This window comes from Virgibacillus litoralis (assembly GCF_017873675.1).
In the GTDB taxonomy this organism is placed as follows: Bacteria; Bacillota; Bacilli; order Bacillales; family Amphibacillaceae; genus Lentibacillus; species Lentibacillus litoralis.
The window spans coordinates 142,175-162,295 of the sequence record NZ_JAGGKK010000003.1 but is presented as its reverse complement, the minus strand read 5'-3'; the positions used below and the strand labels follow the sequence as shown (position 1 = coordinate 162,295).

At 38.3% G+C, this 20,121-nt stretch carries 22 protein-coding genes and 1 riboswitch; of the genes, 19 read left to right on the top strand and 3 right to left on the bottom strand.

Features of this window, described 5'->3' with window-relative positions:
* Positions 1 to 66 precede the first annotated feature (66 nt).
* The 15 genes from J2Z82_RS04585 (at position 67) to J2Z82_RS04515 (ending at position 13,762) form a co-directional block, all read left to right on the top strand.
* On the top strand, positions 67 to 249 hold the full coding sequence (locus J2Z82_RS04585; RefSeq protein ID WP_209479603.1) for a cold-shock protein: 183 nt from the start codon (positions 67 to 69) through the stop codon (positions 247 to 249).
* A gap of 347 nt (positions 250 to 596) precedes the next feature.
* Complete coding sequence (gene adh / locus J2Z82_RS04580) at positions 597 to 2,117, top strand: aldehyde dehydrogenase (RefSeq protein WP_209479602.1); 1,521 nt, start codon at positions 597 to 599, stop codon at positions 2,115 to 2,117.
* Between the two features lie 183 nt (positions 2,118 to 2,300).
* On the top strand, positions 2,301 to 2,636 hold the full coding sequence (locus tag J2Z82_RS04575; protein ID WP_209479601.1) for a DUF779 domain-containing protein: 336 nt from the start codon (positions 2,301 to 2,303) through the stop codon (positions 2,634 to 2,636).
* Between the two features lie 135 nt (positions 2,637 to 2,771).
* Positions 2,772 to 3,068 (top strand): hypothetical protein, encoded by a 297-nt coding sequence (locus J2Z82_RS04570; protein ID WP_209479600.1) that lies wholly within the window; start codon positions 2,772 to 2,774, stop codon positions 3,066 to 3,068.
* Between the two features lie 34 nt (positions 3,069 to 3,102).
* Positions 3,103 to 4,056, top strand: a complete 954-nt coding sequence (locus J2Z82_RS04565) for an ABC transporter ATP-binding protein (protein ID WP_209479599.1) — start codon at positions 3,103 to 3,105, stop codon at positions 4,054 to 4,056.
* Entirely contained in the window at positions 4,053 to 4,829 is a 777-nt protein-coding gene (locus J2Z82_RS04560; RefSeq protein ID WP_209479598.1) for an ABC transporter permease, read from the top strand. The genes J2Z82_RS04565 and J2Z82_RS04560 overlap by 4 nt, the downstream gene beginning before the upstream one ends.
* A 66-nt stretch (positions 4,830 to 4,895) precedes the next feature.
* Positions 4,896 to 5,678 (top strand): carbon-nitrogen family hydrolase, encoded by a 783-nt coding sequence (locus J2Z82_RS04555; protein ID WP_209479597.1) that lies wholly within the window; start codon positions 4,896 to 4,898, stop codon positions 5,676 to 5,678.
* An 89-nt stretch (positions 5,679 to 5,767) separates the two neighbouring features.
* Positions 5,768 to 6,775, top strand: a complete 1,008-nt coding sequence (locus J2Z82_RS04550; RefSeq protein ID WP_209479596.1) for a hypothetical protein — start codon at positions 5,768 to 5,770, stop codon at positions 6,773 to 6,775.
* Positions 6,776 to 6,931: 156 nt separating this feature from the next.
* The gene (locus tag J2Z82_RS04545) at positions 6,932 to 7,369 is read left to right on the top strand and encodes an IDEAL domain-containing protein (RefSeq protein WP_209479595.1); all 438 of its coding nucleotides are present in this window, start codon (positions 6,932 to 6,934) and stop codon (positions 7,367 to 7,369) included.
* Positions 7,370 to 7,744: 375 nt separating this feature from the next.
* Positions 7,745 to 9,619, top strand: a complete 1,875-nt coding sequence (locus J2Z82_RS04540) for an OPT family oligopeptide transporter (protein ID WP_209479594.1) — start codon at positions 7,745 to 7,747, stop codon at positions 9,617 to 9,619.
* A gap of 167 nt (positions 9,620 to 9,786) precedes the next feature.
* Positions 9,787 to 10,350 (top strand): chromate transporter, encoded by a 564-nt coding sequence (locus tag J2Z82_RS04535; protein WP_209479593.1) that lies wholly within the window; start codon positions 9,787 to 9,789, stop codon positions 10,348 to 10,350.
* A complete protein-coding gene (locus J2Z82_RS04530) occupies positions 10,347 to 10,874 on the top strand; it encodes a chromate transporter (protein ID WP_209479592.1) in 528 nt (175 codons plus the stop codon). Before J2Z82_RS04535 ends, J2Z82_RS04530 begins: the two co-directional genes overlap by 4 nt.
* Positions 10,875 to 11,155: 281 nt before the next feature.
* Positions 11,156 to 11,494 carry a hypothetical protein gene (locus tag J2Z82_RS04525; RefSeq protein ID WP_209479591.1) on the top strand — a complete coding sequence of 113 codons (339 nt, stop codon included), beginning with the start codon at positions 11,156 to 11,158 and terminating at the stop codon, positions 11,492 to 11,494.
* Between the two features lie 444 nt (positions 11,495 to 11,938).
* Positions 11,939 to 13,363, top strand: coding sequence for a zinc ribbon domain-containing protein (locus tag J2Z82_RS04520; RefSeq protein WP_209479590.1), 1,425 nt, complete (start codon positions 11,939 to 11,941; stop codon positions 13,361 to 13,363).
* A gap of 12 nt (positions 13,364 to 13,375) precedes the next feature.
* Positions 13,376 to 13,762 (top strand): zinc ribbon domain-containing protein, encoded by a 387-nt coding sequence (locus J2Z82_RS04515; RefSeq protein ID WP_209479589.1) that lies wholly within the window; start codon positions 13,376 to 13,378, stop codon positions 13,760 to 13,762.
* A 37-nt stretch (positions 13,763 to 13,799) separates the two neighbouring features.
* On the opposite strand, the gene J2Z82_RS04510 is transcribed toward J2Z82_RS04515, so the two are convergent.
* The 3 genes from J2Z82_RS04510 to J2Z82_RS04500 form a co-directional block, all read right to left on the bottom strand.
* Positions 13,800 to 15,821 (bottom strand): penicillin-binding transpeptidase domain-containing protein, encoded by a 2,022-nt coding sequence (locus J2Z82_RS04510; protein ID WP_209479588.1) that lies wholly within the window; start codon positions 15,819 to 15,821, stop codon positions 13,800 to 13,802.
* Between the two features lie 96 nt (positions 15,822 to 15,917).
* The gene (locus J2Z82_RS04505) at positions 15,918 to 16,862 is read right to left on the bottom strand and encodes an LCP family glycopolymer transferase (protein ID WP_209479587.1); all 945 of its coding nucleotides are present in this window, start codon (positions 16,860 to 16,862) and stop codon (positions 15,918 to 15,920) included.
* 75 nt (positions 16,863 to 16,937) lie between these two features.
* Positions 16,938 to 17,534 carry a class D sortase gene (locus J2Z82_RS04500; protein ID WP_209479586.1) on the bottom strand — a complete coding sequence of 199 codons (597 nt, stop codon included), beginning with the start codon at positions 17,532 to 17,534 and terminating at the stop codon, positions 16,938 to 16,940.
* A gap of 193 nt (positions 17,535 to 17,727) precedes the next feature.
* Positions 17,728 to 17,812, top strand: a riboswitch (cyclic di-GMP riboswitch).
* Between the two features lie 24 nt (positions 17,813 to 17,836).
* On the opposite strand from J2Z82_RS04500, the gene J2Z82_RS04495 reads away from it, so the two are divergent.
* From J2Z82_RS04495 to J2Z82_RS04480, 4 genes are all read left to right on the top strand, one after another.
* Entirely contained in the window at positions 17,837 to 17,965 is a 129-nt protein-coding gene (locus tag J2Z82_RS04495; protein ID WP_209479585.1) for an anti-repressor SinI family protein, read from the top strand.
* Between the two features lie 79 nt (positions 17,966 to 18,044).
* A complete protein-coding gene (locus J2Z82_RS04490; protein WP_209479584.1) occupies positions 18,045 to 18,377 on the top strand; it encodes a helix-turn-helix domain-containing protein in 333 nt (110 codons plus the stop codon).
* A 190-nt stretch (positions 18,378 to 18,567) separates the two neighbouring features.
* Positions 18,568 to 19,092, top strand: a complete 525-nt coding sequence (locus tag J2Z82_RS04485) for an RNA polymerase sigma factor (RefSeq protein ID WP_209479583.1) — start codon at positions 18,568 to 18,570, stop codon at positions 19,090 to 19,092.
* Positions 19,082 to 20,119: an anti sigma factor C-terminal domain-containing protein gene (locus J2Z82_RS04480; RefSeq protein WP_209479582.1), complete on the top strand. Its 1,038-nt coding sequence runs from the start codon at positions 19,082 to 19,084 to the stop codon at positions 20,117 to 20,119. The genes J2Z82_RS04485 and J2Z82_RS04480 overlap by 11 nt, the downstream gene beginning before the upstream one ends.
* The last annotated feature ends 2 nt before the right edge of the window (positions 20,120 to 20,121 follow it).

The window sequence follows — 20,121 nt, the reverse complement described above, 5'->3', positions numbered from 1 at the left end:
TGTTCCCTTACTTTTTTTGCTATAAAGGAGTATAATGGAAGGAGTACCATGAAAGGGGTTGCTGTTATGTCATTTTCTCGCGGGCCAAAAGAGCCAGTGCCAGAAGTGGACACAAATGTATGGTCTTGTACTAGTGAGGACTGCTCAGGATGGATGAGAGAATCATACAGTTTTGAAGAAGAGCCAGAATGCCCACTCTGTAAATCTTCAATGGAACAAGAAGTACGTGTACTTCCAGAATTGAAGTAGTTAATATGGTATTGAAGCTATAGTAAAAGCAATTTATATTAATATTTCGTTAAGATGTCATTATAGGCATCTTTTTATACTTTCTTAAAGTATAAGGGAAACTTTGGTTATAGGCTTAAGATTTCCTGTTTGTGGCGCTGGGAGACCGGCGTCTTTTACTATATATGCTTCTACATTGTATCAAGTCAACTCTTTTAATTTAGGGTTGGCTTATTTTTTAGCTAAATAATTCTAATAGTTGTCATAATTCCAAATTTATTGGTATAATCTGATATAGAGGCTTCATCAGGGGATTCTTCATCAAGTTAATTGTAAGCGTTTACAACATATGGAGGAGGAATGGTTGAATGAAGTATGCGAATCCAAACACTGACGGGTCCAAGGTGACCTTTAAGGATCGTTATGACAATTTTATTGGAGGGGAGTATCGGGCTCCTGCGAATGGAAAATATTTTGAGAATGTAAGCCCGGTTACCGGGAAGGTATTTTGTGAAATGTCCAGATCGACGAAAGAGGACGTGGAGGCCGCTGTTGATGCGGGAGAAGCTGCCATGGATGCTTGGGGAAAAACAGCTGTAGCAGAACGAGCAAATATTTTAAATAAGATTGCAGATCGTATGGAAGAGAATTTAGAAACACTAGCGGTTGCTGAAACATGGGACAATGGTAAAGCGGTTCGGGAAACATTGAATGCGGATTTACCACTGGCAATTGATCATTTCCGTTACTTTGCTGGAGCAATACGCGCGCAAGAAGGCGGTCTAAGCCAAATTGATAATGATACAGTAGCATATCATTTCCATGAACCTTTGGGGGTTGTGGGGCAAATAATACCTTGGAACTTTCCACTCTTAATGGCAACTTGGAAGCTTGCACCAGCACTTGCAGCCGGTAATTGCGTCGTCTTGAAACCAGCTGAGCAAACGCCTGCGTCAATTCATATATTTGTTGACTTGATAAAGGACCTATTGCCAAATGGTGTATTGAATGTTGTGAATGGATTTGGTTTAGAAGCAGGAAAGCCACTCGCGTCCAACAGCCGTATTTCTAAAATCGCTTTTACAGGTGAAACTACCACAGGTAGATTAATTATGCAGTACGCTTCGGAAAATATCATTCCGGTTACACTTGAGCTTGGTGGAAAATCACCAAACATATTCTTTAAGGACGTAATGGATGAGGATGACGGATTCCTGGATAAAGCAATTGAGGGGCTGGTCATGTTTGCCTTAAACCAAGGTGAAGTTTGTACATGTCCTTCACGAGCGTTAGTTCACGAATCCATCTATGATGAATTTATGGAACGGGCGATCGCACGGGTAAATGAAATTAAAATCGGTCATCCACTTGATACCGACACGATGATGGGTGCACAGGCATCAGAAGAACAATTGGAAAAAATCAAGTCGTATCTCGATATCGGAAAACAGGAAGGTGCAGAAGTGCTTGTTGGCGGCGAGGTCAATAAACTTGATGACGACATGACGGATGGATATTATGTTCAACCTACGATATTTAAAGGAAACAACAAAATGCGCATATTCCAGGAAGAAATTTTTGGACCAGTACTTTCGGTAACAACTTTTAAAGATAACGAAGAAGCAATGGAGATTGCCAACGATACATTATATGGCTTAGGTGCTGGAGTATGGACTCGTAACATAAATACGGCATATCGCTTTGGGCGTGGAATTGAAGCGGGTCGTGTATGGACGAATTGTTACCATCAGTATCCGGCACACGCTGCTTTCGGTGGCTATAAAAAATCAGGTATTGGACGTGAAAATCACTTAATGATGCTTGACCATTATCAGCAGACAAAGAATCTATTAATTAGCTATAGTGAAGGTGCTGCTGGATTCTTTTAAGAGTTATGAATGCAGTTCGCACTTAAAGCTATAAGAGGTTCTAAGGAAGTTAAATACGCTTTAATAGAACCCTTTTCAAAAGACTAGTTATGCTTATGGGGGGTTTTGGGAAAAGGGGCGCGATGCTTCTTTTCCGCATATAATAAATGAGATAAGAAATTTTAAAATAGAAAGGGTGTAAAAATGGCTGATCGTGTAACGGCAACTGAAGAAGCGTTAAGTCTGATTAACACATTAGCTGAAACACATGGGCCACTCATGTTTCATCAATCAGGTGGCTGCTGTGACGGAAGCTCACCGATGTGTTATCCAAGAGATGAATTTCGCATTGGTGATTCAGATTTGTTACTAGGTGAAATTGGTGAAACACCTTTCTATATCTCAAAGGACCAATATGAGTACTGGAAACATACCCAGCTTATTATCGATGCTGTAAAAGGTCGTGGTGGAATGTTTTCATTGGAGGGACCCGAGGGGAAGCGGTTCCTGACAAGATCAAGGGTGTTTACCGAGGAATAACGAGCGGAATTACAGTGAAGAAAAAAGTCATGCGGAGAGCGAGACTCCGCATGACTTTTTTAATGGGATGAGTTGGGTCGTATCACCCAGGGATGAGAACATCGACAGAAGAGTGCGAACATCAACAGAAGAGCGGTGAACATCGACAGAAGAGCGGTGAACATCAACAGAAGAGCGGTGAACATCAACAGAAGAGCGGTGAACATCGACAGAAGAGAGCGAACATCAACAGAAGGGAGCGGAACATCAACAGAAGAGCGCGGAACATCGATAGAAGAGCGTGAACATCAACAGAAGAGCGGTGAACATCAACAGAAGAACCCAGAACATCAACAGAAGAGCACAGAACATCAACAGAACGTTATCTCATCCCCTGGACTGAGGATGAAAACATCTTTACGACTGATGTACTTCTCTAACAAATCGGTATAATGAAGTTAACAAAGTTTGGAAGGGGTTTGGGAACATGGGGAGTATCGTAACGGTAGATGGCATTAAAAAGAGCTATAAGAAACGGAAGTCTAAGGAAGAGTTTGTTGCGGTTAAAGGGGTTTCTTTTGAAGTTGGGAAGGGGGAGATTGTCGGCTTGCTTGGGCCTAATGGTGCAGGTAAAACAACAACAATTAAAACAATTTGCGGACTGCTTGTTCCTGACGAAGGGTCGGTCACAATAAATGGCTTCGATAGTGTGAAGGACCGCAACAAAGCATTGGGCCATATAAGCGCGGTTCTAGAAGGGAATCGAAATCTTTACTGGCGCTTGAATGTGCTTGAAAATATGGAGTATTTTGCAGGCAATCGCGGGGTTCCGAAAAAGGAAATTAAAACGCAGGTAAATAAATTGCTGAACCTCTTTCAGCTTCAAGATAAAAAATATGAATTGGTAAATAACTTATCACGTGGCATGCAGCAGAAGCTGGCAATTTGTGTGGCAATGCTTGCAGACACAGATGTAATCCTCCTGGATGAACCAACACTTGGACTTGATGTGGAAACAGGATATGAAGTTCGTGAATTACTTCGAACTATTGCCCGTGATCAAGGAAAAACAGTTATCATAAGTACGCATGACATGCCGGTTGTGCAGGACTTATGCCAACGGACAATCATTATTAATGATGGGAAAGTGATTGCAAATGAACGTGTAGACCAGTTGCTGCGATTATTTGAGACAAGTGCATATCAGGTGAACCTGAAGGAAGAATTGACTGCAGAACAGCGGGAGATTCTAGAGTTGAAGTTCCCGATTCACAGGTGGGAAGGGTTGAAGCTTGAAGTCAGTTTTGAGCAGGAACAGGACATTTATGAGTTGATGGAGATTTTTAAAAAGAACCAGACGCCAATTGAAACAATCAATCGTACCGAGATTAATTTTGAACAGGTATTTCGAAAGCTTGTTAAAGAGGAGGTGGCTTCATGACTTCTTTCTGGAATGTTTTACGCGTTAATACGAAAATGGAATTTCTTGAATTAGTACGATATAAAGCTAATACGATAAGTCTTCTTTTGACATTTTATATTATTTTTATTGCGATGATGTTTGGGATTCAGGTTATTGGTGATCCTGCCCAGGCTGGTACAAATACTCAGTTTGTCATTGTGAACTATATATTTTGGTATTTTGCCATGATGGTTCTCCAGTCAATTGGATGGACGATATCCGATGAAGCAATGAAAGGTACATTGGAGCAGCTTTTTATGTCGCCAGTAAGTCCATGGAAAATATTTCTATCCAGAATGTTTGGGATGATTTTTAACCATTTTGTATTAGTCATTTTTCTGTTATTTGTATCAATGGCGACTGCTGGTCAATGGTTAAATCTTAATCCGTTTGCCATCATTCCAATACTTTTATTAACGCTAGCGAGTATGATAGGTGTCAGTTTTGTCATAGCAGGAATGGCTCTTATTTTTAAACAAATCAGTGCATTTCTGCAAATTCTTCAGTTCATCATCGCTGGACTGACATTTGTTCCATTATCTGTTGCGCCATTCATGGTTGCTGCTCCATTTGTAAAAGGTGTGGATATGACAAGACAGGTGATGATTAATGGCTATACTTTAGCTGATTTTACAATGGTAGATTACGCCTGGCTGATTGGGAATTCCATTGTTTATGGAATTATTGGAGTTGGTATTTACCTGGCGTGTGAAAAATATGCCATGAAAAAAGGCTTGCTTGGACATTATTAATAAAAAAATCGTTATCCCTAGGGTGACGATTTTTTACATGGTAAAGTAGGGGAAGGAGGTGTTCTTTTGAAGAAAAAAATTGCGATGATTCAGATGGATATTGTATATGGTGAACCAAAAGAGAACTTTAAGCGAGTAAAAAAAGAAATTACAAATGCAGTGAAAACAGGTGCCGAGGTTATTTTATTGCCTGAACTGTGGACGACTGGCTATGACTTAACAAGATTAGATGAAATAGCTGATAAGGATGCTCAGGAATCGATTGCGTTTTTAAGTGAATTGGCAAAAGAGTTCAATGTAACTTTAATTGGTGGGTCCGTTGCAGACCAGCGGGATGATGGTGTGCGGAATACATTGCTCGTAATAGATCAGAAAGGAAAGCTGATCCACAAATACAGCAAGCTCCATCTATTTCAACTAATGGATGAACATCTGTACCTGGAAGCAGGACAGGACGAAGCAGAATTTACTTTGGATGGAGAGCCTGCTGCGGGATATATTTGTTATGACATACGCTTTCCGGAATGGATGCGCAAGTCAGCAGTTAACGGTGCCAAAGTAATGTATGTTGTGGCTGAGTGGCCAAAGCCAAGAATCGATCATTGGCGCACACTTTTACAGGCACGTGCCATTGAGAATCAATGTTATGTAGTTGCTTGTAACCGAGTTGGTGCTGATCCAAAAAATGAATTCGGTGGTATGTCGCTTGTAGTTGATCCATGGGGAGAGATTGTCGCTGAAGGCGGAAGCGGCGAAGAGATTGTCACTGCAACTGTAGACTTTGATCTAGTAGATGAAGTTAGAGGTCGGATACCAGTATTCCGGGATCGGATTGTGGAGAAGTACTAGGGTATAAAATAACCTAATCACCAAAACCCAACAGCAATCATAAAATGAATAGGCTATACTTATACTTTTAAAAAAGGAAGTGTTCTATATTGCCTAATCTACAATATTACGTCACTGGTAATACCGCTCGCGGCTTGGCTAATTTTTTGGAAAGCAATTTAATTGGGATCGATCAGGTTATTAAGCTGAAACATCCTTCAGCATCCCTTAAAACGAAAGTGATACAGAATTTGCTTGAGTATTATCATGATAATGCGATTGAAGTTCTTCATAGTCCTTTAGGGAGTAGGCACCTGGACGGAATCATTATTCGCGAAGAATCACTGGCATTTTTAGATGAAACCATCGTAAAAAATAATTCGACTGCGATTAACCTGGAAGAAGCGGTCCCAATAAAAAGACATTCAGATCTAACAGATTTCAATGTTCTAACCCAATCTGCATATGACAGTTTTGCCAAAGGCTTAAGTATTCATGATGAGTTGGAGGAAGTCTATATTAATCAAATGGACTTTAACCATGCGGATCAATTTACCGAGGAGTTTATTTCTACACTTTTAACAGGTGTTTCGAAAAAAGACCGAACAGCTCATACCTTCCACAGACTTTTTGGAACTAATACTGTTGATGGGGTTGTCAACGTTGTTCCGCATCTTAAGGGAAATATCACAAACGTATTTTTCATTAAGGGTCGTGCCGGAACAGGTAAATCTACGTTTATGAAGAAAATTACGGAAGCATGCACGGAATGTGGGTTTGATGTAGAGATGTATCATTGCAGTTTTGATCCAGATAGCATTGATATGGTATTAGTCCGGGATTTAGATGTATGTATTTTTGACAGCACTGATCCACATGAATTTTTCCCGGTGCGTGATGGTGAAAGAATTGTAGATTTGTATGAGGAACTTGTCACGCCGGGTACTGATGAACGGTTTGAAACAGAAATTAATGTGTTGAATAATAACTATAAATCCTATATGAAACAAGGTATTCAGTACCTGCAGCAAGCCGGTATCAAGTTTGAAAAAAGTAACCAGAATTTTTCGGATAGCGATGTCCAAAGAGCTGTTCAATATACGTTGAATAGCATATAAACTACCGTCGAGCAGGCAAGTTATTTTAACTGCAACCAATGAATTGATAATTTATGTCTTTTATTTTCCAAAAATTTCACTTGTGTTTTTGTACGTTATATAGTAGAATGAATTTACAGAAAATTATGAGTATAATATGCTCAGGGAGGTGCAAGAGTGGTTACAGTGAAGATGTTGAAGCCTTATTATATCAAAGCAGATGACAATTATGTTCGAGTAATTTTGGCCTATCAATATTTTGCGGTATTCATTAATAACAAGGTATACCAATTCGTGCCCATCGAGTCAAAGGAGATTCGTATTAATCGCAGAACAAAAAAAGTCGAAAATCTTGGTGCAAGATTTGCTTTTCAAAAAGGTAAAGACATCATTTACATGGCTATGAGTGAGCTTATTTCACTTCCTGACTTTTTAGTTCAATTACACTCTATTGCAGACCCGTATTATTTAAAAACAGAGGAAAAAAGTGAGCCAGATTATGAAAATAAAGCTATTATTGACGAATTAGAGCAATTGAATATGAAAAGATTAATTGATAAAGCATTAGATAATCGAGATTACGAAGCATTTCAATCATTAGTGAAATTACTTTAACACACTTCCTTAAATTGGGAAGTGTTTTTTTGCAGTGAAGAAACTAACATGTTGTATTAAGGCATGCACCCCAAAGTAGAAGGGCTTCTAAGAAAGTGAGATACGCTTTTATATGATTCCCCCTAAAGATATTTTTTAATTAGATTTATTTCGTAACAGTCTAAAGTGTGATATTATATTAAAGGCTATAATTACTTGGAATGCCAAGTGTTAAATTTTTTAAAAAATGAATCGGTTCTCTCCTTGCTATAATTTTATAGTAAGGTTTTTCTATTTTTGTGGAAATTTATCATTATATTGAAAATTATCATACATTTTTGAGAATTAAACCGACTCATTTTTTCAGCTAGAATTTACGTAAGGAAGGTGTTTACTTTGTCAAAGCAGGATCCAAATCCAGAATTTAAGCCTTACGTACCGGCATCCCAAAAACCACCTGAGCTCACATGGGTTGCAATGGTTATTGGTGCGGTATTGGCAATCGTATTTGGTGCAGCAAATGCATATTTAGGTCTTATCGTTGGAATGACTGTTTCTGCGTCAATTCCAGCCGCAGTAATTTCAATGGCAGTACTTCGTATTATTATGAAGCGAACGTCAATTTTAGAGAATAATATTGTGCAGACGATCACATCAACTGGTGAGTCGCTTGCTGCTGGTGTTATTTTTACTTTACCTGCCTTATTCATTTGGCAGCTTGAGCCAAGTTTGACAACAATCGCTATTATTGCTCTAGCTGGTGGTATTTTAGGTGTTGTTCTAATGATACCGCTACGCCGCGCATTGATTGTTAATGAACACAAAACACTGCCTTATCCAGAAGGAACAGCATGTGCTGAAGTACTTCATGCCGGTGAAGAAGGCGGAAAAGGTGCTAAGCTAGTATTTAAAGGGCTTGGTATTGGTGCTGGTTTTAAACTGTTAACGGATGCCGTTAAAGCATTCCCTTCTTCAGTAGAATGGGAAATTTATAAATTTAAGAACGCAGCAATTGGTATGGATACCTTACCTGCACTACTTGGTGTTGGGTATATTATTGGTCCTCGTATCGCAGGAATAATGTTTGCTGGTGGTGTATTGGGTTGGTTAGGAATTATCCCGCTTATCAGCTATATTGGTGATTTTGCAACAGCACCAATTTATCCTGCTGAAGTTCCAATATCGGAAATGGACTTCCATGCTATCTGGGATAATTATCTACGGTATATCGGTGCCGGTGCGGTAGCATTTGGCGGTATTGTAGGGCTCCTTAAAACATTGCCAACTATAGCATCTTCTTTTAGTGGTGCAATAAAAGGATTTTCATCATCTGGTGATGGTGAAGACCTGCGTACAGATAGAGATATGCCAATCACGCTAATTGTCGTATTAGTGGTAATATTTATGGGTATTCTCATGTTCTACCCAACAATAGATTTAGGATTTATAGGAGCAATTCTGCTATTTATCTTTGGATTCTTCTTTGTAACAGTATCATCTAGAATTGTTGGTATTGTCGGGAGTTCCTCAAACCCTGTATCTGGAATGACTATTGGAGCATTAATCTTCATTTCACTTGTATTATCCGCTGTTGGTCAGACTGGACAAGCAGGGATGGTTACAGCGATTATTATTGGTTCTGTTGTTTGTATTGCGGCAGCTATTGCCGGGGATACCTCACAGGACTTGAAGACAGGCTATATTGTTGGAGCAACACCAAAATGGCAGCAAATTGCACAGCTTTATGGTGTGTTGATTACAAGTGTTGTAATTGGCTTTATCTTAATTTTACTTGATAATGCGTATGGATTCGGCTCAGCTGAACTTCCAGCGCCACAAGCGGTTCTTATGTCAATGGTTGTTGATGGTATTATGAGTGGTGATTTGCCATGGAACCTAATCTTTATTGGTGCTGCAGCTGCAGCAACTGTGGAATTGTTTGGCATTGGATCATTGCCATTTGCAGTCGGATTATACTTGCCAATTCATTTAACTTCTCCAATAATGGCTGGTGGACTTATCAACGCTATTATTTCTCGTAGCACAAAAGATAAAGATGAGTTTAAGGAGAAGAATGAACGTGGAATTCTACTTGCTTCTGGTTACATTGCCGGTGAAGCATTAATGGGTGTTATTGTTGCATTAGCTGTAACTGCTGGTGTAGTATTCCCTAGTGAAGCATTCTTCGGTCCGCTTGCATCAATTATTGCGTTTGCACTTGTAGCATGGTATCTATTCCATACTGCAAATAAAAAATCATTAAATAAATAATTTTAACCTATTTTAGAGCCAGTCCTTTTGTTTGTGGACTGGCTCTTTTTAATATTAATGGGATAACCAAATTTTCTAATCTAAGGCAACTTCTGTTATGATTGTTTTTATAACGAAATGGAATTCTGCTACATACATAAAATAAATCCAGGACAGGAGGTATTCCATTGCAGCAGTGGCATTTATTTATTGCTTTTTTTCGAGTGGGGATGCTGGGCTATGGTGGTGGCCCAGGTTCGATACCGTTAATACATAAAGAGGTCGTTGATAAATATGAGTGGATGAGTGATGAGGATTTCGGTGACCTGCTTGCACTAGCAAACACACTCCCAGGACCAATTGCTACGAAACTGGCCGGCTATATTGGGCATCGTGTATCTGGATTAGTTGGCATGGTAAATGCTGTTCTTGCAACAATTATACCCACTATTATCCTGATGATTATCCTGCTGTCGTCATTATCGAGCATAAAGGATGTTGGCTGGGTTCAGGGTATGACTGCAGCAGTTATTCCTGTTGTGGCAATGATGCTTGCAGTTCTCACGTGGCAATTCTTTGATAAAGCCAGAAAAGGTATGGGGTGGACGCAAACCCTTGTTATGTCAGCGGTCATATTTATTTTATTTCAATTCCTGAATGTCCATCCGGGGATAATAATCGGCGTCCTAATTTTAATAGCCCTTCTCAAAAAGGATACCGTATCTGCTGATAAGGGTGGTGCTTCCAAATGATATATTGGCACATTTTTTTGGCCTTTTTTATACCTGGGATACTTGGTTATGGTGGGGGGCCTGCATCAATCCCACTAGTCGAAAATGAGGTTGTACGGCGGTATGAATGGATGTCTGTTCAGGAGTTTAGTGAAATGCTCGCACTTGCTAATTCACTTCCTGGACCGATTGCGACTAAGCTTGCTGGCTATATCGGATATGTAGAAGGTGGTCCGCTTGGTGCTGTTATTGGTGTGTTCGCGGCAGTGGCACCGTCACTTATTATCATGATATTACTGTTAGGTGTATTGTATAAGTATAAAGATTCACCAAAAGTACAGCGGTTAACATTATATGTGCGTCCAGTTATCGCGATTTTACTCGGTGTCATGGCATGGCGTTTTTTTCAGACGTCATATGAAGGAATTGGATTTTGGCAGGTTCTGCTAATAACCGTATCAAGCTTTCTTTTAATTGAGCGAATGCGTATTCATCCCGCAATTGTAATTGGAATCACATTAGTATACGGAGCATTTTTATTATAGAGAGGTATTCCTTAAATGGGGATGCTTCTTTTTTAGCAGTTAAGAAAGTATAACTACTTTCTTACTGCATAAGTGCAACTAAGGCTTATCTATATTAAAGCTTGGAGATAAGCCAAGTTTTCTAATGAAAAAATTGATTTGCATCAAGGAATTATTGACCAATTCATATGATAATAAAAATAAGGAGGAGTTGATGAAGGGCTGGCAGGCGGATATTTAAATGAGAGATATGGCGATACACAACTTGAACTACCAGAAAATGAAAAGGATAGGTGATGATTATGAATATATCATTAGATTTACTCATGCAGGAATATTCATTGGTTTTTATTATAGCAATTATAACAACAGTTTTGACAATTATGATGCGTTCCTTCCTGGTTACTTCTATACAAGTGCTGCTACTATTAAGTTTATCTGTTCTACCAGAGAGTACGGGGATAATCCAGTTCATATTCATAGCAGCCCAGATTGCGCTCAGTGGAATAGTAGTTTACAAGATTTATAAGGCGATAGATATGAACTACCGGCTTGTGCTCGAAAAAACACACCAATCACGCCCCAATCTAATAAATGACGAGTCAAGGGGAAGCAGATTTTCATTTTGGAGGACGAATTAGTTAATACTACCTTTTAATAGGTAGTATTTTTTTGCAATTAACTACTGTATAAGCGCTACAAAAGCGGGGTTTTCAAGTGTTGCACTGTAACCTGTTGAACAGTTTAGTGAGCAGGAAGTGAACCAGCGCGTGTTAATTGTGAACTTGAGCGGGGAAATTGTGAACTTGACCGGGGAGATTGTGAACTTAAGCCGATTTTGTGTCCATATGAGCCGATACGCTATGAACTTAAGCCGAATGTGTGACAGTTTGAGCCAATTCACAATCATACCACAATATACCGTGCTGCATTTTGGATAAAAACCTTCACCAAGTCCTCATAAGATATATTATCCTCGTATTTCTAGTACGTTTCGTCCATATTTTTCAAAAGAATACAACAATTAAAGACAATTATTTGGTATTATAAATCTATATTACTTTTTACCTAAAGGGGGGGATCGGTTGTATTGCAGTGAATGTGGAACAAATAATGACCCACATGCATTATATTGTGTGGAAGATGGATATCCACTACAGACTCATTTTAGTAGAAGTCTACGTGTTGATATAAATTCATATTGCGGGTTATGTGGTACCGAAAATAACAGTAAAACGGGATATTGTACGGAATGTGGCAGCTCATTTGAAAGTTATGAAGGATTGAAACATTATTCTAAAAGCCATACATATTTTGATATAGATCTTGGAAAAAAAGTTCTGCCGGGCTTTCTGTTGTCTATTGGCATTTTATTTTTACTTAATATTATTATTGATTCTTTTAAAGGTAGTAGTTTAATTGATCTATTTATGAAAATAATTATACCTTTCAATGAGGAAATATTGGATCAGCTTAGTGTATTGGATTTTGCTTTACTTATCAATTTTACTAGTTTCTCAACTGAAGTCGGTGATGCAGAGTTCTCTCAACAGCTTATATTTTCTTCCGCTGGGTTAGCTTACCTTGGCATTATTGCAGCAATTCCTTTAATCGCTGGAGGGTTATTTCTGAAGTATCGCAATCCAGCCATTGACGAGTGGAAGGCAGCTGTGCTTTTTGCTATAGGGTATGGTGGTTTGTTGGGAGTCATCTCACTCATCACAGGTAATAAAACGATTGGTAGTGAATTTTATAATCTTACTATTGATTTCCACTTTATTAGTGCAGTAATAAATGGGGTGTGTATTGGGTTCTTTTTTAGCTATCTTGGAATGGTTATTATCAAAGGACAATTAAAGGAAAAATCACACTATATTCCGTATCAGAGGGCTATGCATTACAGTTCTTTAGCCTTTGTGGGTGTGATTGTTACAGTTGTCATTTTAAGTTTATTTCAGTTCAATCAGTACACTTCAGTTATTTCTGATAATAGGATGTTTGAAGATGTTATTGGTGATTCAATATTTGCTGATATAACGTTTGTTGGAAGGATTGCAATTTATTTGCTGAACCTTGCAATGTTTAATACATTTATTTTCCAACGTACACAAATGGAAGAGGTACAATATTCTTTTTACGCAGGAATTTCCAATACAATGAATGAAAATATGGGAGGATTAACTGATTTAATAATTCCTAACAAGCTGTTTGAAACCTATGAGATGATATCAATCATAATTGTGGCTATATTCTTTATTACTATCGGGCGTTTAATAACTAAATCGCTAAAAAACTATATAAGCACGATTATCATGTACAGTATTTTCTTCGCTGTTATCGCTTCATTTTTCACATACCATGCAACGCTAAACTTTTCTATCCAACATGAAGAAATGGGTGGTTCACAGGCGTTCTTTGCAGGTTTTAAACTAATTCAAACGTTTTTCATAAGTTTATTATACGCCGGGGTGACAGGGTTTATTGGTGCATATTCCAGAAAGCTTTTCTAAAAGGAGGATTACATGAATAATACGATGGTAGATAAACGAACTGTTCAAGACCTGACGGCTGCCAAAACCAAAGTTCTGGTTGAATTAGGGCAGGAAGTCTATTTAGCTTATCGGCGTGGTGACAAATTTACGTCAATCTTAGTTGAGAAAGGTGAGTTTTTAAAAGATTTGGATAAAAAAATTCACTCGGCTATAGAACAAAAGGAACCAGAACCGGGCGACATGATGGAATGCTCATGTGGTGCTGTACTTACAGAGGATGATTTATTCTGCCAGCAATGTGGAAAAAAAGCGGATGTGCCAAATATTCAACAACAAAAAACTACTTTGTGCTATCATTGTGACAATGAAGTGCCTGCTGATGCTAACTATTGTAATGTTTGTGGTGTGAGAATGTAATGTTAAAGCCTACTCAATAAATTGAGTAGGCTTTATACTATTTCACAGCTTTCAGTAATTCAGTTACTTTTCCCACGGTAAAGGCGCTACCACCTTGTTTTTCTGTGTTTTCAATCATCATCGATATTAGTATGTCCTGTTTATTAGTTGGGTAGCCCACAAACCAGCCATTTTCTGGACCAGATTCCTCACCTGATTTCTTAAGTTCGGCTGTTCCAGTCTTACCAGAGATCGCCAAGTCGTCAATATGTGCACCTTTAGCTGTTCCATTTGGTGCGGCAACCACATTACGAAGTGCTTCTTGTATAAGTGTTGCTTGCTCACCGGTTATCAATTTTTCCTGCCAAACCTGGCTTTTTTCTGCATCGGCAAGGATTGTAGGTTTAAGCAGGTTACCTTTATTTAAAAATGGAGTATAAGCCATAGCCAAATGGAGTGCGCTCATCTGGATTTCTCCTTGCCCGTAACTTGTATCGGCAAGTAAAACCTCATCATTGAGGTTTCCATTGGATGAAATAGTCGATGTTTCAATCGGATATTTAAATGGAAAGTCTTTAGCAAACCCAAATTGCTGTAACCCATTTACATATTTTTCGCTACCCATTTCTACTGCCTTCTTAGCAAAATAGATATTATCTGAGCGAACCAGTGCATTTGTAACATCTACAGGTCCGTTAGACTCTGATACACGGCGAACTTGATAATTTCCCCAGCCTTCACCATTGCTCCATGTTAGACCATTAATTTCGATGCCTTCACCAGGAATAATACTTTCATTATTTAGCCCGATAGCCGCAGTTACCGGTTTAAACGTAGATCCAGGTGCATAGGTAGATGTAAAGCGATTTAATAATGGTTGCTTGGGATTATTTTGCAATTCATCTCGTCTTGATTGAGAGATTCCAAAGCCCATTTCATTAGAATTAAATGAAGGACTGCTCACTAATGCCAATGTTTCTCCTGTTTTTGGATGAATTGCAGCTGCTGTACCAGCTTTGCCATCATAGCTTTCATAGATTTTCTTTTGTAAATCAGCATCGATCGTAGTTACGACATCTTCACCATTTTTAACTGGTTTCTCAGCCAGGATAGTATCTTCTTCATTTTCTTTCGATACAGTTATTTCAACGCCTGCTTCGCCACGAAGTTTGTCTTCATATAGTAACTCAAGACCGCGTTTACCAATGATGTCGTTAGCACTGTAGGCGCCAGAGTCCATTTCCTCCAACTCTTCCGCAGTTACGGGACCTGTGAAGCCGACAAGGTGGCCTAATGATTCACCATACGGATAAACACGACCGGTTACTTTACGCTCGGTTACGCCACTAACTTCCCATAACTGATTAAGCGTTTCTTCTTCTGATTTAGGTACTTTTTTAAGCGGAACAAATAAATCTGGCTCCACCCAGCCAGCATCTAGGTTTTTATTTATCGATTCAACAGACATCCCCAATAAGTCAGAGATCTTCTGTTTCGCTTGTTCAGGATTAGAACCTAATTTCCCTGGAACGACACCGACATTATGAACGGTATCATTTAAAGCTAGTGGCAACTGATTCCGATCGAGTATTTCTCCCCGTTCAGGTTTTATGTTGGATAGACCAATTTCACCACCATCTTTTATTGCTGGGAAGATAAAGCCTGGGTCCCATTTTACAAACCAATTAGCATTTTCTTCTTCTCCTTCTACAATAAGTGTTGCTTTATAATCAAATGTAATAGGGCCTGCAATGGTTTCCATTTCGACTGTGAAAGGAAATTGAGCTGTTCCTTTTTCCATTGCAGTTTCCATTTTTTCTTCAGATAATTTGTCATACGTAATGTCTAGATTATCAATGTTTAAATCTTCATAAATATTTTTAAATCGTTCAACGTAGTCTTCTTTAGCATATTTTTCAGTTGAAGTAGTAGTACTCATATTGTACATCTCGTTAAATTCCTGCTCATTCCAATGTTTCACATATTGATCAAAGCGCTCTTGTGGTGTTACCTCATCATTAGAACACGCAGCAATAAGAACTAACAATACAATAGGAATTAAAGCGATTATTTTTTTCATAATGACCCCCTCAATCTTCTATAAACTCTAAATTAATCATACCACTTTCCATATACAAAAACATGTATATAAAAGCAAAAAGCCATCCTTGGATGACTACTTCGCTTTCATGTGCTCTTGTATTTCAGTTTGAACACGGTTCATTTCTTCATCGGGAACAATATAGTACCAAATATTTTCAATCATTTGACCACTGCCGCTTATCTCCATAGTATCGATGTTGTTTCGTGTTTGACGATAATCTGAAAACAGTGTTTGCATTTGATCCATGTTAAGGTCGGTTTTTACATTACCCCCAAGAATTCCTAGAATGTCAGTAATTTTCGTAATGCTTGAGAAACTGGCAGCTTCACCGATAGCGGCTTTAATAACACTACGCTGGCGTTCATTACGCCCGATGTCTCCTCTTGGGTCACCTTTACGCATGCGAATGTATTTTAATGCTTCTTCACCGTTCAGGTTAACTTCACCTGTAGGGAAGTCTACTCCACCCTGTGAAAATGCACGGTCATTGGTAATCGTTACGCCACCTAAAGCATCAATACCTTGCTTGAAACCTTCCATATTAACTTTCACATAAAAATGTATGGGCACATCAAAATTATTCTCCACAGTCTGTACGGATAAACCGACACCCCCGAACGCATAAGCATGATTGATTTTATCCATTCCGCGGTCAGGAATATCAACGTACGTATCACGTGGTATACTCAACATTTTCATTGAATTTATTTGGGGATTTAATGACATTAATATCATTGTATCCGAACGTCCCTTGTCATTTTCCCGTTCGTCTACTCCAAGTAATAGTATATTTATAGAGTTATTTTCGTTAAAAAGAGAATTAATTTCTTTTTGGCGATCCGGATTTTCATCCCGTGCAAGTGGTTCATGCATTACATCAACGGTATCTCCGACCTTATCGTAAATATAGAATAAATAGGTACCAACTATTAAAAGTAAAGCTGCAATAATACCAAATACCCAATAAGGCCATTTGCGTTTCTTTTTTTCATATCGTTTTTCAATTCTTGAATCCACAAGTTATTCTCCTCTGTCGTTTCAGAAATAATCAAATATAAGATAAATTATATCGAAACAAGTCATTTTAGTCTATTATTCTTTTATAATTGGTAAAGCTGTGATGATGTAGCGATCTGGTGAGTTGCCAACAAATGAGAATGGATAGCACGTCGTAACGGTCAAGACTTCTTCTGGTGATGTTGGAACAATTATTGAGCGGTCACCAGCATCAACAATCTCTGTTTTTACAATTTCATAGGAAAAGCTACCATATTCTAATTGTAACGTTAATGTATCACCAAGTTCGAGTTCTCCCATTCTGCGAAATACTGTGTCACGATGACCTGATAAGACAATTTGATCATTTTGCGTTGGAAATGCTGTACCTGCATAATGGCCAACCCCTTTTTCAAGTTCATCTTCGTCAGTACCTTCTACAATGGGCAAATCTGCATCGAGTTGTGGTATATGTAATATTCCTACCGTTTCACCAATAGAATGAGAAATATTCTCCACTATAGTAGTAGACGTTTTTGTGGTGTCAGATGTTTCATAATTTTGTTTTGCAATTATAGTTTGAGCTTCTTCAAGACTATTTTCTTGTGCCTGTTTTGTTCCGAGCCATTGGTAGCCCCCAATCGATATGGAAACAAAACCTATAGCAAATAGTACTAAAGCAAACTTTTTCATTTTTGCCTCCATTAAAAATGACTTATATTGAATATAATCCTATATCGAAAAGTTTTCAATAGCAAAAATGATTCAAATGACCTATATCGATAAAATATTTTCCGAAAATTACAAAACTAGTTGAATTATGACAAAACAAGACACCCAATAACCCCCATAAATATAGTATAGTAGTCTTATAAAATGATGGTTCCTCAGAAAATAGCAAACTTATTGAAAAATGAGGGCGCAAAGTCACGGGTCTAAAGCTTTATAGCTATGGCGGCTGGATTGCCTGGGAATTTAAATGGGGGACGATAGGGATGATAAATGTAAAAAAGAGCAGTGAGATTGATTGTGAGTGGTTGGAACTGATGAAAGAGGCAAAAAATATCGGGTTAACTTTGGAGGAGGTTAGGTTATTTTTAACTGAAGTTAGGCAAAATGAATAAATAATTAAAAAAGTCTTGTGCTTTATATAGAACCATACACCTTTTTATGTTATAATTTTTTTGAAAGAAGGTGTATTACTTGATCGGTGAAAAAATAAAGCAACTACGTCAAGAAAAGAAGATGTCGATTTCTGAACTCGCAGAAAAAGCTGGTGTAGCCAAATCCTATTTAAGCTCTATTGAACGAAGCCTTCAAACCAATCCATCGATCCAGTTTATTGAAAAAATCAGTTCAGTACTGGGAGTCCCAGTGAATGAATTGATATTAGAAAATAAATGGAAAGAGACAGAAGAACAATTAGATGGCGAGTGGTTGAAAATTGTTCAGGAAGCAATGGAATCGGGTGTCTCAAAAGACCAATTTAAAGAGTACCTTGAATTTACTAAGTGGCGAAAAGAACAGGATAAATAAGTGCTGACCGTAAAGCTGATGGCTTGCGGTTTTTTATTGTGCAAATATTTTCTTACGGTTTAAGTGCAACAATGTGCATTTATAAGAATCCTTTTAAAGATAAGTCGGTTAGGCGACAAATTATATAAAAATTTTATGTAACAAATGTATTGTTCAATCGTTTAACTATATAGAAGGGGGTGGGAGTTGATTGAAAAAATCCATATTCACAGATTTGTTTGAGGCATATCAACTTCCACTGTACCGATATTTATTGCAGATGAGCCGAAATAAACAGGTTGCTGAAGAGCTTTTGCAGGAGACGTTTTATCGGGCGATGATTTCGTTAGAGGTAAAAAATATGGCACAGGCAAAAGCGTGGCTTTTTAAGGTAGCACGTAACCTTTACATCGATTGGACAAGAAAGTCGAAGTCGGAACAGCGTATGGTGGAACGAATTCAACTAGAACGTACTGACAATGACAGTATCGGTAATCCTGAGGCACAGCTGGAGAACCTTACGAAACAAGAACATATTGAAGAAGTTCTAAGCAGATTGCCTGAACGAATGCGTACCATTCTTTACATACGTGAAATTCAAGGTTTTACATATCAGGAAGTTGCTACGGCTATGAATCTATCACTTAGTCAGGTTAAAACAACACTGTTCCGTGCGAGGAAAAAGTTTCGGTATTATGATCAGCTGCTAAAGGGAGGATGTCCAGATGAAAGATGATAACGTTTTGGAAGATTGGGAAGAGAAAGACCAAGCTAATTTAGATAAAAAGAGCGCGAGAAAAATGGTATGGCGAACAAGATTGTCAATAGGGTTTACTGTCATTAGGACACTTTTACTTATTTTTCTTATTTATATTGCTTATATGATTCCTGTGAGCATTTATTATGATATGTCAGGCAAACAAGGAGAATTTGACAGGCTTATAACAACACTTATTGAAACAAGGTATCCTGGGGTGGAAGTGAATCACATGTTCAGTAATCATGCGGAAATTAATTCTTTCCTGACACAGTCAACTACATTAAAACTTTACCGTAACGTCGGGGAGTGGGATGTGGTTATTGGTGAAGTTCAAGCGGAAAAGCATTTGTTTGGCAAGGTAAGTTACTCGTTAAATTTTGATGAAAAATATTTAAATGAGAACAAAGTCCACAATTTTGCCATACCACCGAAGATACTAGGAAGGCAAAGTTCGGATGCTGCTGAGTCAGGGAGTAAAGAAAATTTAAGAAAACAGCTAACGAAAATAGATGACGGTCATGTTGCCCAAGCGCAATTTTCTGTGAAAACGCCAATGAAATCCAGAGAATTATTAGAAAAGCTTGAAGCATATGACATCCAGGTATACCGCATGCCAATTTACGGTGGCGAGCTAACAGAAGTTGAGACACCTAGCCATGGAAGTGGACAATTTACGTTTGTTCAGTCCCTATTGTTAAGGCCACAAATTATTTATGATGATAAGAACAGGCATTCATCCTCTGTTAGTCCTCTGAATAAAGTAACGATAGAACAATCAATTGATCAATTTTACAAGGATATTAAGTGGCTTACGGAAAATGGGAATTACCGTGGTATAGATATTGATCAAAAGCGATTGAACTATATTCGGGAAAATGGAGTTCAGGTCTATGGTGCGGTAGTGACTGGGCCAATTCGTGAGATTGAAAAATTATTGGATGAGGAACAATTCCATCAGTTTTACTTAGGCGGAATTGAAGTGTGGAACTGGTATGAGAATTAAGG

Bases quoted from the DNA above. Each gene is read 5' to 3' on its own strand.
- J2Z82_RS04510 (WP_209479588.1), bottom strand. From the start codon at position 15,821: ATGAAAAAAATAATCGCTTTAATTCCTATTGTATTGTTAGTTCTTATT.
- J2Z82_RS04530 (WP_209479592.1), top strand. From the start codon at position 10,347: ATGATATATTGGCACATTTTTTTGGCCTTTTTTATACCTGGGATACTT.
- J2Z82_RS04515 (WP_209479589.1), top strand. From the start codon at position 13,376: ATGAATAATACGATGGTAGATAAACGAACTGTTCAAGACCTGACGGCT.
- adh (WP_209479602.1), top strand. From the start codon at position 597: ATGAAGTATGCGAATCCAAACACTGACGGGTCCAAGGTGACCTTTAAG.
- J2Z82_RS04525 (WP_209479591.1), top strand. From the start codon at position 11,156: ATGAATATATCATTAGATTTACTCATGCAGGAATATTCATTGGTTTTT.
- J2Z82_RS04500 (WP_209479586.1), bottom strand. From the start codon at position 17,534: ATGAAAAAGTTTGCTTTAGTACTATTTGCTATAGGTTTTGTTTCCATA.
- J2Z82_RS04565 (WP_209479599.1), top strand. From the start codon at position 3,103: ATGGGGAGTATCGTAACGGTAGATGGCATTAAAAAGAGCTATAAGAAA.
- J2Z82_RS04495 (WP_209479585.1), top strand. From the start codon at position 17,837: ATGATAAATGTAAAAAAGAGCAGTGAGATTGATTGTGAGTGGTTGGAA.
- J2Z82_RS04480 (WP_209479582.1), top strand. From the start codon at position 19,082: ATGAAAGATGATAACGTTTTGGAAGATTGGGAAGAGAAAGACCAAGCT.
- J2Z82_RS04575 (WP_209479601.1), top strand. From the start codon at position 2,301: ATGGCTGATCGTGTAACGGCAACTGAAGAAGCGTTAAGTCTGATTAAC.
- J2Z82_RS04560 (WP_209479598.1), top strand. From the start codon at position 4,053: ATGACTTCTTTCTGGAATGTTTTACGCGTTAATACGAAAATGGAATTT.
- J2Z82_RS04585 (WP_209479603.1), top strand. From the start codon at position 67: ATGTCATTTTCTCGCGGGCCAAAAGAGCCAGTGCCAGAAGTGGACACA.